The sequence below is a fragment of the Brevibacillus brevis genome, from assembly GCF_031583145.1.
GTDB lineage: Bacteria > Bacillota > Bacilli > Brevibacillales > Brevibacillaceae > Brevibacillus > Brevibacillus brevis_E.
The window spans coordinates 4,211,968-4,226,018 of record NZ_CP134050.1 but is presented as its reverse complement, the minus strand read 5'-3'; the positions used below and the strand labels follow the sequence as shown (position 1 = coordinate 4,226,018).

Genomic DNA, 14,051 nt, shown 5'->3' with positions numbered 1-14,051 from the left:
AATCAATAGAAAAAGGGTGTCCCGTTTGGGGGACACCCTTTTTGCGTGGCATCGTCGCCGATTACGATCGAGCCCATTCGCGGACAGTCTCGTCTTTCGGGAGGAAGAATCCGAAGAAGCCGACCAGCGGCAACAGAGAGCACAGGGTAATGACAAAAGCCAAGTCGAACATGTCGGCGAGGGAACCGAATACGAGGCTGCCCATCCCGCCCATTCCGAAAGCCAAGCCTGTGATCAGCCCCGAAACGGTCCCGATTCGGCCGGGGAGCAATTCCTGGGCGTAGACGACGCTGACGGAAAAGCTGGACAGCATGATCAATCCGCTCAAAAACAGGACAGGGTACGTCCAGATGCCTGATACATAAGGAGTCAGGACGGTCAGGGGAACCGCTCCCAGCGTCGAGATGATCAGCAGGTTGCGCTTTCCGAAGCGGTCGGAAAGCGGGCCTCCCAAAAACGTTCCAATTGCACCGGCCAGCAAGAAGACGAAGACGACGATCTGCGCGTGGGAGTATTCAACGCCTTTGACATAGATCAGGTAAAACTGGTAAAAGCTCTGGTATCCCGCATTCATCCAGGAGCGTACAGTGACGATCAGGACGAGCAGCCCCAGGGCGATGAATCTCTTTCTTTTGTGACTGTAGGCGACCACACTCGAAGCTGCCTTCTTCAAGCGCTGTTGTCCGCGGTACCAGAGGGCGACATAGAGCAGCACGGCACTGGCGAGAACAGCTGGAAGAAGAAACCACTTGGCTCCTTGCTGGCCGAGGTTGGCAAAGATCAGGATGGTCATGAGGGGAGCGAGTGCCTGACCAGCATTTCCCCCTACCTGAAAGATCGACTGACCGAGACCTCGGCGTACCCCGGATGCCTGGTGGGCAAACCGGGAAGCCTCCGGATGAAAGACTGCCGAGCCGATCCCTACGCAGGCGACGGCCATCAGGACGAGATAGTAGTTGCCGGCAAAGGCGAGGGACAGCATGCCAAGTCCGGATACAAGCAGGGCAATCGGTGGAAGAAACGGATGCGACTTCCGATCGGAAAAGTATCCGACAGCGGGCTGTAGTACCGAAGAAGTAAGATTCATGACTAACAGGATCATGCCGACTTGCGTAAAGCTCAGGGCGAGGTTTTTTTCCACGATAGGAAGCAGGGCCGGAATGACCGCTTGCAGGCTGTCATTCAACAAATGCACGACGCTGATGGCAAACAGCATGCGGTAGACCGTAGGAGCAGCGTTCCCCGTCTGTGACGCGTGGATCGGTGTTGATGTGGCGCTCATCTGGTTTTCATCTCCATTTTTCTGTCTGAAACGATCAATGTGTATGACTTCGCGACAAAAGCTTAGCAAAGTCAAGTTTACTACCCACTTTAGCACGGAATAACGACCCTCGTCATCCATGTAAAGCGCGCATATAGTGAAGCGGAATAATCGCTCTGAAAAACACGGAACTTTTCGAAGAGGTAGGTAATTGAGCGGTTGCTGTCGAAAATAGGGGGAAAAGAGGACTATCTTGCAGAAAAAAGGAAGAAAGATGAACCTGGCCTTTTGGAATCGGCTGGAAGGGGTGCTTACATGCTGGAGGGGAAAAAGGAGTACTGGTTGTGCATAGGGGGCGCAAACGTGGATGTGCAAGGGATCGCTTCCGCCAGACTGCTGCCCGGGACAAGCAATCCGGGGGAGGTCCAGCAAGCGGCAGGAGGAGTAGCGCGCAACGTTGCGGAAAATTTGGGTTGGCTGGGGGAGGAAGTCCACTTGTACGCGTTGGTCGGTGAGGATCCGGACGGAGAGTGGCTGCGCCAGTACACCGCGGAGAGCGGCGTGGCTACCCACGGCATGTTGCGAGTGCCCGGAAAATCGACGGGTCGCTATTTGGCTATCCGGGATGTGGATGGGGAGCTGTACGCAGCGGTCGCCGATACGACTATCAATGAAGAGTGGACAGAAGCCATGGCTCGTGAGGCGATCAAGCGACTTCCCCAGGCGACCGGCTTGTTTTTGGATGCCAATTTGCCCGTTCCGATCATGGCGATCGTACTGAGCGAAGCCAGCCGAATCGGCAAGAAGGTGATCGCGGACCTGGTCTCCGTCAAAAAAGCGGAGAAGTGGAAAGGCCAATTGAGAGGCGTGCACCTTTTGGTGGGCAGCATTGACGAAATGGAGACATTGAGTGGACAGGCGCTGCACTCCTATCAGGATGTGGAAGCATGCGCGCGGGCCTTCTTGACGGAAGGGATCGCCCAGGTCATTGTGATCTGCGGAGAGGCGGGGCTTTTCCTGTGCAGCGAGGAGGAGTCGGCCTGGCTCCCGGCTCCGCCTGTACCCATCCGGGAAATGGCCGGAGATGCGTTCGTAGCCGGTGTGATCTATGCCCAGGACAAGTCGTCATCACTTTTGCAGCAGGCTGCTTTCGGGATCGCACTTGCGGAGATGAGTGCGCAAAAGTGCGGCGAATACGATCTGGACGAGCTGTCGCAGCGGCAAGCGTTCTTCGCTTCCAGACAGGGACTGGCTACGAAACGGGACACCGAATGAGAAGGGGCTCGTTGACGTACACTACCCGGTAGCTTCTGACAAGGAGGGGTGTACAGATGGAGAAAAAGTCCAATGACGTAAACGGCAAGCAAGAGAGCCACGTCCGTCAGGGAGGCGACGCGCATCGCTCGACCCAAAAGCGTCCCGAGGGTCCCGTGCAGGGATTCAGCCAGGCTCCGCGCGGCTTGCAATAGGCATAAAAATGCGGTTCCCCCATCGACAAAAAGATGGGGGTTTCTACGTTCAGGGAACATTTTTCTACAAATGCAGACAATGGTATGGTACAATATCGGAATCAGAGTATTCCCATCAGAAGAAAATATTAGTGCATCTTGCCGAGTGGCACTGTTCTTAATTGTGCCTCCCTTTTCTCTTTTCAAAAAGCGTGCGCGAACAAGGAGACTGATACATATGCCTGAAAAGGTGACAAAACCACGCGCCTCCGCTGCCCGAAAGAAGCAACCGGGACGCAGTCGCAAACTACGTAGAATTTTCATGTTGCTCAGCTTGCTGATCCTGCTCACTGTCGGCGGTGTAGCCGGGGCAATTTATTGGAAAATTGATAACACGCTAGATACGATCACACAGCCAAACGACGATTTCACTTCCAACCTTTCGCAAAATGTCGATCCTGAGTACCACAACGACAAACCGATGTCGTTTATTATCCTCGGCTCGGACAACCGTCCGGAGACCGGCTCCATGAATACCGACGTGATGATTGTAGCCGTAGCCAACCCATCGACCAAAAAGGTGACGATGGTATCGATTCCGCGCGATACGAGGGTGAAAATTCCCGGCTACCGCGATTACCACAAGATCAATTCGGTTTACGCCAACGGGGAAGCGGAGCGGCGCCAGGCAGAGCGCAACAACCAGACGCCGACGGAAGACGGCATTTCCTTGACCAAAAAGACGCTCAATGAAATTTTGGGTATTCCAATCGAGCATTACGTCGCCGTCGATTTTGATGGATTCAAGGCAGTGATTGACGAGCTCGGCGGTGTCGAGGTAAATGTGGACCGCAAGCTGGTCTACGACGACCCGACGGACGACACGCACATCAACCTGAATCCGGGCCTGCAGACCTTGAACGGCGAACAGGCGCTGGGCTATGTCCGACACCGTCACGACAACCGCGGAACCAAGTATTTCTCCAACGACTTTGACCGCAACCGCCGTCAGCAAGAGGTCATCAAGGCCCTGGTAGACAAGGCGGCTTCACTGGACGGCTTGACCAAAATCTTCAACATCATGGATGTCGGAGCCAAACATATACATACGGATCTCTCCAAGGACCAGATCAAGGGATTGGCGATGGATTTCAAAGGGTTCAGTGCATCCATGGTCAACGCGCTGGACAACGGCGCCTACTGGGAAGGCGGCTATACGTACCTGGAGAAAGAGAAGCTGGAAACCATCCGCAGCTCCCTGCAGGCTGAGATGGGTGTAACGAATCAAGCCGTAGCCCAACTGAACAATTCGCCTGTACTGGGCTCAAACGAGTCAGCCGTAGCGGCCTCGAGCAGCAACAAGAAAACGACGCAAAAGAAAACGACTACTTCGGCGGCATCGACTACGAAGAAGAAGCCTACTGAAGAGGAGTCCCAAAAACAAGAGGAAGTCGCGGAAGCGCCGGATGCAACCGAACAGGCCGAGACGCCGCCACCGGATGTGGTCAGTCCGGAGCAGCAAGGCCAGACGACAGTGCCGCCTGCGACCACTCCTCCTGCAGAGACATCTCCAACTACACCGAATGCCGGGACTGCACCTCCTCCGGACATTATGCAGACGCCTGCGCCAGATGTCAGCTCGACCCCGAGCACAAGCACCAACAGCAATTCCTGACAGCAAATGACACCCGTTCCTCCAGAGCGGGTGTCTTCCTTTTAAGCGAGGGAAGCTGGGCGCATTCCCTAAAAAGTTTTTTTATAAAATAGAGAAAGCAGAGGTTTAGAAAACACCAAAAACGTGGTACAATAATAATATGCTGATAAGACAGATAAATCTGATAATTATAGCACTCGACTGGAGGGATTTGGATGACAATTTTTTTGGTGAACCTGTTCCTGGTGATTGCCTTTGTGTACCTGATCAGCCGCCAACAAAATGAAGAGTTTGTGTACGATGAAGATTTTTTCCTCCAGAACCCCTCAGCCCTGGAAGAATATCAGCAGATGCCGATCGATTTCCAACACGCCTTTTTCCGCAAGCACAAAGAGTGGATCAAGGAAAAATACATGCGCGGGGAGAGCTATATTCTAGGGTACTGTCCGAACAAAGAAGTGCGCAGGGCTTGGCTGTCCGAATTCATGAATCAAAAAAATATGAACAACACGCCTACCCCTTCTTCGTGAAGGGGTTTTTCGTTAGCGGGAAGGCCGTGGTATACTGCCTATGGAGCGATGAAGAGACAGGAGGAACAGAAGTACGTGCTTTCCTATTTGGTGCAACACATAAGCGAGTATCTTTCTTCGCACGGAACGGTCATCGACGTAATCCTGCGTTCGGACCAGTCGTTGGTGGAGGAAGAAGAGATGCGGGAGGTCCTGCTCTCGTTTGCAGCGTCGGCGGAAGAAGGGCACCCTGTGGCAACGATTCATCTGGTGGAGCTGGCGGATGAACGCTGCGAGGTAGAGGTGGAGGTGGAGTTTCCGGTGAACCACGCAGACAGTGAAGCTGGCAGCCGCTTGTGGAAGCGGGCCAGAGAAATCGTGTCGGAAATTTCCTTTACGGAAAAGTGCCGCTACCTGGAGCCGGAACAGCCTCCTCAAACCGGATGGATGCTGGATTACCACTTCATCCTGGAACAGCCCGGGAATGCAGAGGAAGAGCAACGGCTCGCCGATACGCTGAGGCGTTTTTCAGCAGATCTCGGAAAACTGGTGCGCTTGGACTAAAAAGCTCGGGGCCTGCTCCCTGAGCTTTTTTCCATCCTCGGCATCAAAGCGTAGACGATCGATTCAGACTCGATGCGAAAAGACAGGGAAGCTAATTAGACGTACTCTTAACTGAATGCGCTTACAAATTTCACGAAATCAGCTAGAAGGGAAATCGGGTCGGGGGAGAGAAGCAGTATAACAGAATAATGAATGAACATTCACTCGACGGCGATGGAGGGAAAAAACCATGGGCATTACCAAAGTGCTGGAGCCGATCCGGATCGGGTCGATGACACTGCGAAACAGAATCGTGATGGGATCGATGCACGTCGGTTTTGAAAGGCTGGAAGGCGGGGTAGAACGGCTGGCGGCCTTTTACGCCGAGCGAGCGAGGGGAGAAGTCGGGCTGATCGTGACGGGAGGGGCGGCTGTCCGTCCGGAAGGGGGGATGGGCGATGCGTACTGCAACGTGTACCTGGATGACCATATCGAGCCGCTTCGTTTGATCAGCACCGCGGTGCATGATGCGGGCGGGAAAATTGCGCTCCAGCTTTTTCACTCGGGACGGTATGCGCATCCGGAGTCGACAGGAATGGAATCCGTCGCCCCGTCTGCCCTGCAGGCCCCCATCAATCGCCACAGGCCGCGAGCGATGAGTGCAGCTGAAATTGAGCTCACGATCCAATCGTTCGCGGACGGAGCGGTCAGGGCAAAAAGGGCCGGCTTTGATGCGGTAGAAATTATGGGCTCCGAAGGTTATTTGATAAATCAATTTTTATCTCCCGTCACCAATCATCGGGATGACGAATGGGGAGGGGATTTTGCCCGCCGTGCGCGCTTTGGTGTCGAAGTGGCGAAGCGAGTGAGGGAAGCTGTAGGCAAAGATTATCCCGTGCTCTTCCGCATGTCCGGGCTGGACCTGGTCCCGGATAGCACCACAATGGAGGAGACGCTCGCCTTTGCCGCCATGCTCGAAGGAGCAGGCGTGGACGCCTTGAACGTCGGAATCGGCTGGCACGAATCCCGTGTGCCGACGATCGCGATGATGGTTCCTCGCGGCGCATACGTCTGGGTCGCGGAGCAGGTAAAGAAAGCGGTCGGCATTCCGGTGATCGCCAGCAATCGCATCAACGACCTGCGCCAGGCGGAAACGATCGTCCGCGAAGGGAGAAGCGATCTCGTGTCGATGGCCCGCCCGCTGCTCGCCGATTCGCAGATCGTCCGCAAAAGCAGGGAAGGCCGATTCGATGAGGTCAATACGTGCATTGCCTGCAATCAAGCCTGTCTGGACCATATCTTTTCCGGCAAAGTGGCGTCCTGCATGGTCAATCCTGTCGTAGGCAGGGAACGGGAATGGGCGCTGGTCCCCGCTGAGACGCGCAAGAGAGTCGCAGTCGTAGGCGCAGGCCCGGCCGGCCTGGAAGCAGCTCGCGTACTCGCTGAGCGCGGGCATCAGGTCGTCGTATTTGAAAAGGGAAGCCGGATCGGGGGTCAGCTCAACTACGCCAGGCAGGTACCCGGGAAGGAAGAGTTCAACGAGACACTGCGCTATTACCGGACGCAGCTGGACAAATGGGGTGTCCCCATTCGGCTCAATACGGCTGCAACAGCCGACTCCCTGATCGAGGAAGGGTTTGAAGAAGTGGTCGTGGCGACTGGCGTCATTCCCCGCCGTCCGGACATCCCGGGTGTAGACTTACCGAATGTGGTGAGCTACGACCGCGTGTTTGAAGGCGAGGCAAAAGTAGGCCGCCAAGTAGCGATCGTTGGGGCTGGAGGGATCGCTTGCGACCTTTCACACTTGTTGGTCCAGGATCGACCCTTGTCGCCCGAGTCTATTTCCTATCTCCTGGAGTACCGCATTCTCGATGACCAGACGCTGCAGCGCCTCCAAAGAAGCGGCAGGAAAGTATACATGCTCCGTCGCGGCAAGCATGTAGGAACAGGCCTGGGCAAAACGACCCGCTGGGCTGTCCTGGACAATTTGCAGCGGCATGGCGTGGAGATGCTGACGAGAATCGAGTACAAGGAAATCACTCCGGAGGGAGTCGTGATCCGCTTGCAGGAAGCGGAACAATTCATCGCGGCGGACACCGTGATTATCGCTGCCGGGGCTACACCTAACGACAGCCTTTACCACGCCTTGCAGGGGCGTCTGCCTGTCCATCTGATCGGCGGCGCGAGAGAAGCGGGCGAGCTGGATGCCAAACGCGCCATTTACGAAGGGGCTGCGATCGGCCGAACCGTCTGAACATTTGATCGGAAGAGATTTTTTATTTCGAAAAGTAAAAACGTAGTGTATGATGAAAAGAGATGTCAGCTTTTTGGAACTTTTGTCGAAAGACTTTTCATCGTAGTTAAATTCTTGCAAAATAATACCATACTGTTCAAATTCCTTTGATTGGGGGCACTCGCCTTGATGAATCACAATGGCATACTGCTGGGGAAGCGTCACTTCCTATATTCGAATTCTCCTTTAATAGAAGTGGAAGGATGGACGTTCACCATTTCCCCGGGCTTTAAGCTGATCGCAGGCGGTAGTGCAAACCCCCTGCAGACGCTGATCAGTGTGTATCGGGAAAACGAAAAGGTAGCCCAACTCGTACTCCATCATAGACATTCTGATTCCGATGTAACGGTGCAAGCCGTCTCCAGTGAGATCTTGTTGGAAATCGCTCCAGCGACGCGAACCGTGAGTGTGGCGGAGAAGCAGTAAGGCACTCTTGACGGAGTGCTTTTTTTGTGTCACCCCCACTTGTAGGGGGGATATACTCGGCGGCTAGGAGGGGACTAGTATGAAATTGAACGAATGGAAACTGGGAGCTTTTCACTTGACCTGGTTGCAGGGAGGCCTCACCCAACTGGATGGCGGAGCGATGTTTGGCGTCGTTCCGAAACCGCTGTGGAGCCGCAAGTACCCGAACAATGAGCTGAATCAAATTCCGCTGCGTGCAGACCCGATCCTGGTAGAGGCAGACGGCAAGCGTATTCTGATCGAAGCAGGCATGGGGAATGGCCGCTTGACGGACAAGCAGAAGCGCAACTTCGGGTTGGCCGAGGAGTCCCGAATTGTAGAATCGCTTGCGGCAAAAGGACTGACGCCAGATGACATCGATATCGTGGTCATGACTCATATGCACTACGACCATTGCAATGGCCTGGTTACGTGGCAGGACGGAAAGCTCGTACCGACGTTCCCGCGTGCGGTGATTTTCGTCCAGGAGCAGGAGTGGGCGGAGATGCGGGAACCCAATATCCGCTCGCGCAACACCTACTGGGAAGAAAACTGGAGACCGATCGAGCGCCAGGTGCAAACGTATGGCGAGGAGCATGAAGTACTGCCGGGAATGACGCTGCACCATACGGGAGGGCATAGCCAGGGACATGCCGTCGTGCGGATGGAGAGCGAAGGACAGATCGCTTTGCACCTCGCAGACATCATGCCAACCCATGCCCACCAAAATCCCTTGTGGGTGATGGCGTACGACGATTACCCGATGACCTCCATTTTTGCCAAAGAAAAGTGGATCAAGGGCGGAATCGCACAAGGAGCGTCCTTCACGTTTTACCACGACGCCATTTACCGCGTCGTAAAGTGGAACGAGCAGGGCGAGATCGTCGAGCATCTTGATGTAGAACTGTAAGCCGGGCATTTGCCCGGTTTTTTTGTATAGATAAGCAGCCGTGGCTCCGGCAAATGGCATGGCGCAGCCAGGTTTTCTAGCTTCGATTGGATTCGTTATCGAAGGATTGGAGAGGCTCATAGAAATTTTTCATAATCCAAAAATTTTGAATGCTGATTGACGAACGCGTATCTCCTCTCTACAATGGGGAAAACACAGAGCGTCTGTTCTGGCGGGCATCCAGCGCAGAACAGTTGTCGAGGAGAGAGAGATCATGAGTAGGGTTTTGTCGCTGTTGAAGGAGTTTCACCCGATCGTCTGGTCGCTGGTGATCGGGACCGTTTTTGTCAGGGCGGCCAGCTCCATGAGCATGCCGTTTTTATTTCTTTACTTATCCAACAACACGGATATGGATTTGGCGACGATCGGCCTGACGATTGGGGCGGGTCCGCTGGCCGGGACTTTGGGGGGCTTTATCGCCGGGACCTTGTCCGACCGGATCGGGCGAAGGCGGGTCATGATCGGAGCCTTGTACGTCTGGACGCTGGTGTTTGTCGGATTTGCCCTCAGCAAGAATCCGATGGTACTGCTCATTCTGAACATGGCGGGCGGTCTCTGTCGTTCGTTTTACGAGCCGGTCTCCCAGGCCTTGATGGCGGATGTGACTCCACCCGAGAAGCGCTTTCGGGTGTTCAGCCTGCGCTATACGGCCATCAACGTCGGGGTAGCAGTGGGGCCAATCGCAGGAGCGGTACTGGCGAAGACCTCGGTGGCGCTGCCGTTCATGATCACCGCGCTGATCTACCTGATTTACGTCGTCAGCTTGCAGGGGCTTCTGAACAAGTTCGGCATCAAGAAAATCGAAGGACAGAAGAAAGAGCATGTGACATTCAGAAGGGCATTCAACGTCGTGGTGAACGACAAAGCGTTCCGCCTGTACATGGTGGCGGGAATGCTGGGGGCGATCGGCTACTCGCAAATGTCTTCGACGCTGGCCAAATACGCCGAAATGACGGTCGTGAGCGGAACGGAGCTGTTTGCGATACTGATGAGCATCAACGCCATCGTCGTCGTCGTGATGCAGCTTCCTTTGACGGCATGGGCAGAAAAAAAGACGCCCCTCACCGCAATCGTGGTCGGGAACGTCATGTATGCGATCGGCGACGTGGGGTACGCCTTCGCGGGCTCCTGGATCGTCTTTATCATCGCCATGGTATTCTTTACCTTCGGGGAAATCCTCACCTTTACGTCGGGTGATGTGCTGATCGACCGTATGGCCCCCGAGGGTATGCGAGGCAGCTACTACGGTGCCAAAAGCTTCAGCAACCTGGGGCAATTCGCAGGCCCCTGGCTTGGCGGCATTCTGCTTGCCCAGTACGGAGGCATGACCTTGTTCCTCACCGTCGCTGCGTTCTCCCTGCTCAGCAGCGCCTTTCAGTGGGCGGGACAGAGGGCCTATATCCTTGCGAACGGCAAGTCGATCAACTACGCTCGGGTCGACTCACTCTAGCGCTTGCAGGATCCGGTCCGCGATGCGGGCATAGCCGGCAGCGTTCGGGTGGAAATGGTCGGTATACAGGTACGTTTTCTCTTTGTTCACAAATAGATCATACGTCGGTACGACGATGACATGCGGATATTTCGCGGCGATCCGGGCTGCGGTGTCGTTCCAGTCCAGCACAGGCTGTACGGTTTCGGCGGCAGCCTCGGTGTCGCCAAACGGATTGTACAGCGACGGGTAGAGGATCGTCGCCTGCTTGTTGACAGCTCGGATTTGCCGGATCACTTCCTCAAAATTGGCCGTGAGCTCTTTTGTAGCTGCGGCCAATTTTTGTGGATCAATGGTATACAGGCCGCCGGACTGACTGAACAGGTCGTTGCCGCCGATCGTAAACAATACAAGGTTGGCTTCGGCCAGCTGCTTTTTGACTTGCTCCTGGGATAGCTGCTTGACCAGCTCGGGCGACTCTTGGCCGTTGATCGCCAGGTTGGAGAAGGTAACCGGCTTGCCGATTTTTTTCTCCAACGCCTGGCGAACCAGACCGGCGTAGCCTTGTCCGTTGGCGTCGCCTGCACCTCGCGTCAGGGAATCGCCGAGGGCGACGACTTTTTGGATACCCTCAGTGGGCGGAGCGGCCGATTCAGGTGTTCGGGAAGGCGCCGTCGCTTTCGTCGGAGCCAGCTGCTGCGGGTTCAGGGCGAGGACAAAGCCCGTGGCAAACAGCAAAAAGGATACGAAAGACAAGAGACCTGCCGTGCGCCAGAGCATTTGTCCGGATATGCGCATCGGATCCTCCTCCTATTCGATGTTGAGTAGACCTGCGTGGTATAATGTGGATGGACATCTTTTGTCAGTGTACCATAAACGGAACGCCCGCGTCAGGCAATGGGACGGCTATTGAACAGGAGGGTCGCTAGTTGGCTGAAACCGTACTGTCGGTAAGAGGTTTGCACAAAAAGATCGGGGGAAAGCCGATCATTCACGATATTACGTTTGATGTGTTTGCAGGGGAAGTATTCGGATTCCTGGGACCGAACGGTGCGGGAAAAACCACAACGATCCGCATGCTCGTCGGGCTGGCGGCGGCGGATGGAGGAGAGGTCCGGATCGGGGGGATCTCCTTGATTAACCAATTCCCCGAGGCGATCGCCCAGGTAGGGTGCATCGTGGAAAATCCGGAGCTGTACAAATTTATGACGGGGCGGGAAAATCTGGAGCAATTCGCCCGGATGAGCGGCGGCATCTCCCGGGAGCGGATCGAGGAAATCGTGCGGTTCGTCGATCTGGAGAGGGCGATTGACGACAAGGTGAAGACGTATTCGCTCGGCATGCGGCAGCGGCTGGGAATCGCTCAGGCTCTCCTGCACAGTCCCAAGATCCTCATCCTCGACGAACCGACCAACGGGCTTGATCCCGCTGGCATTCGCGAGCTGCGCCAGTTCATCCGCAGGCTGGCGGAGGAGGAAGGGCTCGCGGTGTTCATCTCGAGTCACATGCTCAGCGAGATCGAGATGATGTGCGACCGCGTGGCGATCATCAATCAGGGGCAGGTCGTGTCGGTCGGTTTGGTAAAAGAGCTGATGGCGCAGTTCGCCGATCGGGTAGACTGGACGATCGAGCCGCAATATCGGAAAAAGGCGGTCGAGGTCCTGAAAGGGATCCCTTTCGTCACGGAAGTGTGGGAAACAGACATGGAGCGGCTGAAGTGCCGGATGGAGGTAGAGCGCGTCAGCGAGGCCAATGAAGCCTTGGTGCATGCAGGCATCCCCGTCATGGGCATTGCGACAAAAACGGTAACGTTGGAGGACTTGTTCCTGACCTTGACCAAAGGAGGTGCGGATCATGGGACAAAGCATGCTGGGACTGGTGCAAAATGAGACGGTCAAACTGCTCAGGCGAAGGCGCTTTCTCGTCGTCGTGCTCATTCTGGCCATTCTCATCCCGATTTTTACCTACGCTCAATACCGGTCGGTCATCACGGCCCAGGAGCGCATGGGCACGACGGATTGGCGGCCGCTCCTGACCCAGAAGATCGTCGACATGCAAAACCGGCTTGCGTCCAGCCGCCTCCCCGACGAATGGCGCGACTTCATCAAGGTGCAGATCCAGCAGCAGCAGTATTACCTGGATCACGACATCAACCCGATGGCACCGGGAGGACCGACTTTTGCCAGAGGTTTCATGGACCAGGCGGTTTCCATGTTTTTGCCGATGATCATCGTCGTGCTGGCAGTGGATCTGGTCTCGGCCGAGTTTAGCGAAGGGACGATCAAGCTTTTGCTGACCCGACCCGTCCGCAGGTGGAAGGTGTTGACGAGCAAGTACATCACCTTGCTGCTGTTCACCTCGCTCACGGTGTTGATGACGCTGCTATTGGCCTATGCGATGTCAGGGGTGGTGTTCGGGTATTCGGGCTGGACGCTGCCGATTTTGACCGGCTTTGAGGTGACGGGAGGAGAGCTGCAGACGTCCGGAGCCTTCATGCTGCCGCAATGGCAATTTCTGCTCCTGCAGTACGGCCTCGGCTGGTTTGTCTGCGTCGTGGTCGGGACGGTTACGTTCATGGTTTCGGTCCTCGTGCGGAGTGCAGCGGCGGGGATGGGCATCATGATGGCCGCGCTGATCAGCGGGACGATTTTGACCCAGATGGCTTCGTCCTGGGAGTCGTCCAAATACCTGTTTGTCGTCAACCTGCAGCTGACGGATTACTTGAACGGCACGCTGCCGCCGATCAAAGGAATGACATTGCCGTTTTCCTTGACAGTGCTGACAGTCTGGGCAGTGGCCGCTTTGATCGTGGCGTACACGGTATTCATCCGAAGGGATGTTACTTCCTGAAAACGAAAACCCGCTTTTGCATCTCGCATGCAAAGGCGGGTTTTTTTATGGGCGGTTTCATTCAGTCTGCACGGCAGGAGGAAGCATTCGGTCAGCTTCCCGTACCAAAAGCAGGATCAGGAGAAAAACGATCAGACTGGCGACGAAAAACGGAATGAAGATCAGGATCAGGACGTTGATCGCACCGGTGAATGCCAGAAACGGGAAAAGCGTCATCACGATCGCGATCCACAAATAGTACGTCCAGCGCTGCCGTGCCTTCTCCTCCAGCGGATAGGCTCCAGCCTGCTTCGCGAGGCATCCAATGCCTTTGCACAAGTGGTAGATCATGAACAAATCCAAAAGCGAAAAAGCGATGGTCATGAGGATGACGACAAAACTGACTGGCGTGACAGCCGTATCCACAGTGATTTCAAACCGTAGCCGAAATGACAGCAATTCGAAAATGGAGATGATAAGCAGCGGAATGCAAAAGGCTTTCGCCTTGCGAAAATGCTCGTGCAGCCCGGACAGTCCGCTGAGACCAGCGTATACCAGAATATAACCCAGCAAATCCGGGAGAATGTCAAATTGGTTCATGCGAATGTCCAGGAATACGAGCATCAGTCCCCAGAATACTTTGGCAAATCCGGTCATCATCAATCCCTCCCTACCAAATGATACCAATTTCA

14 protein-coding genes are annotated in these 14,051 nt (G+C 55.1%); 11 read left to right on the top strand and 3 right to left on the bottom strand.

The features are described from left to right. Positions 1-61 precede the first annotated feature (61 nt). Complete coding sequence (locus RGB73_RS21035) at positions 62-1,282, bottom strand: MFS transporter (protein WP_310764671.1); 1,221 nt, start codon at positions 1,280-1,282, stop codon at positions 62-64. A 342-nt stretch (positions 1,283-1,624) separates the two neighbouring features. On the opposite strand from RGB73_RS21035, the gene RGB73_RS21030 reads away from it, so the two are divergent. The 9 genes from RGB73_RS21030 (at position 1,625) to RGB73_RS20990 (ending at position 10,551) form a co-directional block, all read left to right on the top strand. Continuing rightward, positions 1,625-2,536, top strand: coding sequence for a PfkB family carbohydrate kinase (locus tag RGB73_RS21030; RefSeq protein ID WP_310764670.1), 912 nt, complete (start codon positions 1,625-1,627; stop codon positions 2,534-2,536). A gap of 56 nt (positions 2,537-2,592) precedes the next feature. Next, complete coding sequence (locus tag RGB73_RS21025; protein WP_310764669.1) at positions 2,593-2,730, top strand: hypothetical protein; 138 nt, start codon at positions 2,593-2,595, stop codon at positions 2,728-2,730. Between the two features lie 217 nt (positions 2,731-2,947). Beyond that, positions 2,948-4,384, top strand: a complete 1,437-nt coding sequence (locus tag RGB73_RS21020; RefSeq protein ID WP_310764668.1) for an LCP family glycopolymer transferase — start codon at positions 2,948-2,950, stop codon at positions 4,382-4,384. Between the two features lie 194 nt (positions 4,385-4,578). After that, positions 4,579-4,893 (top strand): hypothetical protein, encoded by a 315-nt coding sequence (locus tag RGB73_RS21015; RefSeq protein ID WP_007717017.1) that lies wholly within the window; start codon positions 4,579-4,581, stop codon positions 4,891-4,893. 75 nt (positions 4,894-4,968) lie between these two features. Continuing rightward, complete coding sequence (locus RGB73_RS21010) at positions 4,969-5,436, top strand: hypothetical protein (protein WP_310764667.1); 468 nt, start codon at positions 4,969-4,971, stop codon at positions 5,434-5,436. 229 nt (positions 5,437-5,665) lie between these two features. Continuing rightward, entirely contained in the window at positions 5,666-7,669 is a 2,004-nt protein-coding gene (locus tag RGB73_RS21005; protein WP_310764666.1) for an FAD-dependent oxidoreductase, read from the top strand. 168 nt (positions 7,670-7,837) lie between these two features. Beyond that, entirely contained in the window at positions 7,838-8,134 is a 297-nt protein-coding gene (locus RGB73_RS21000; RefSeq protein WP_310774457.1) for a hypothetical protein, read from the top strand. A 79-nt stretch (positions 8,135-8,213) separates the two neighbouring features. Beyond that, the gene (locus tag RGB73_RS20995; protein WP_310764665.1) at positions 8,214-9,062 is read left to right on the top strand and encodes a YtnP family quorum-quenching lactonase; all 849 of its coding nucleotides are present in this window, start codon (positions 8,214-8,216) and stop codon (positions 9,060-9,062) included. 253 nt (positions 9,063-9,315) lie between these two features. Beyond that, positions 9,316-10,551 (top strand): MDR family MFS transporter, encoded by a 1,236-nt coding sequence (locus tag RGB73_RS20990; RefSeq protein WP_310764664.1) that lies wholly within the window; start codon positions 9,316-9,318, stop codon positions 10,549-10,551. On the opposite strand, the gene RGB73_RS20985 is transcribed toward RGB73_RS20990, so the two are convergent. Next, positions 10,543-11,328 (bottom strand): GDSL-type esterase/lipase family protein, encoded by a 786-nt coding sequence (locus tag RGB73_RS20985; RefSeq protein ID WP_310764663.1) that lies wholly within the window; start codon positions 11,326-11,328, stop codon positions 10,543-10,545. The genes RGB73_RS20990 and RGB73_RS20985 overlap by 9 nt on opposite strands. Before the next feature lie 131 nt (positions 11,329-11,459). On the opposite strand from RGB73_RS20985, the gene RGB73_RS20980 reads away from it, so the two are divergent. Both RGB73_RS20980 and RGB73_RS20975 read left to right on the top strand, forming a co-directional pair. Further along, positions 11,460-12,419, top strand: coding sequence for an ABC transporter ATP-binding protein (locus RGB73_RS20980; protein ID WP_310764662.1), 960 nt, complete (start codon positions 11,460-11,462; stop codon positions 12,417-12,419). Then, on the top strand, positions 12,385-13,380 hold the full coding sequence (locus RGB73_RS20975) for an ABC transporter permease (protein WP_310764661.1): 996 nt from the start codon (positions 12,385-12,387) through the stop codon (positions 13,378-13,380). Before RGB73_RS20980 ends, RGB73_RS20975 begins: the two co-directional genes overlap by 35 nt. A 57-nt stretch (positions 13,381-13,437) precedes the next feature. Here RGB73_RS20975 and RGB73_RS20970 read toward each other — a convergent pair whose 3' ends face one another. Further along, entirely contained in the window at positions 13,438-14,019 is a 582-nt protein-coding gene (locus RGB73_RS20970; protein WP_310764660.1) for a hypothetical protein, read from the bottom strand. Positions 14,020-14,051 lie beyond the last annotated feature (32 nt).

Excerpts from the sequence above, each read along its gene's own strand:
- RGB73_RS21035 (WP_310764671.1), bottom strand. The coding sequence starts at position 1,282 with ATGAGCGCCACATCAACACCGATCCACGCGTCACAGACGGGGAACGCT.
- RGB73_RS21025 (WP_310764669.1), top strand. The coding sequence starts at position 2,593 with ATGGAGAAAAAGTCCAATGACGTAAACGGCAAGCAAGAGAGCCACGTC.
- RGB73_RS21020 (WP_310764668.1), top strand. The coding sequence starts at position 2,948 with ATGCCTGAAAAGGTGACAAAACCACGCGCCTCCGCTGCCCGAAAGAAG.
- RGB73_RS21015 (WP_007717017.1), top strand. The coding sequence starts at position 4,579 with ATGACAATTTTTTTGGTGAACCTGTTCCTGGTGATTGCCTTTGTGTAC.
- RGB73_RS21005 (WP_310764666.1), top strand. The coding sequence starts at position 5,666 with ATGGGCATTACCAAAGTGCTGGAGCCGATCCGGATCGGGTCGATGACA.
- RGB73_RS21000 (WP_310774457.1), top strand. The coding sequence starts at position 7,838 with ATGAATCACAATGGCATACTGCTGGGGAAGCGTCACTTCCTATATTCG.
- RGB73_RS20995 (WP_310764665.1), top strand. The coding sequence starts at position 8,214 with ATGAAATTGAACGAATGGAAACTGGGAGCTTTTCACTTGACCTGGTTG.
- RGB73_RS20990 (WP_310764664.1), top strand. The coding sequence starts at position 9,316 with ATGAGTAGGGTTTTGTCGCTGTTGAAGGAGTTTCACCCGATCGTCTGG.
- RGB73_RS20985 (WP_310764663.1), bottom strand. The coding sequence starts at position 11,328 with ATGCGCATATCCGGACAAATGCTCTGGCGCACGGCAGGTCTCTTGTCT.
- RGB73_RS20975 (WP_310764661.1), top strand. The coding sequence starts at position 12,385 with ATGGGACAAAGCATGCTGGGACTGGTGCAAAATGAGACGGTCAAACTG.
- RGB73_RS20970 (WP_310764660.1), bottom strand. The coding sequence starts at position 14,019 with ATGATGACCGGATTTGCCAAAGTATTCTGGGGACTGATGCTCGTATTC.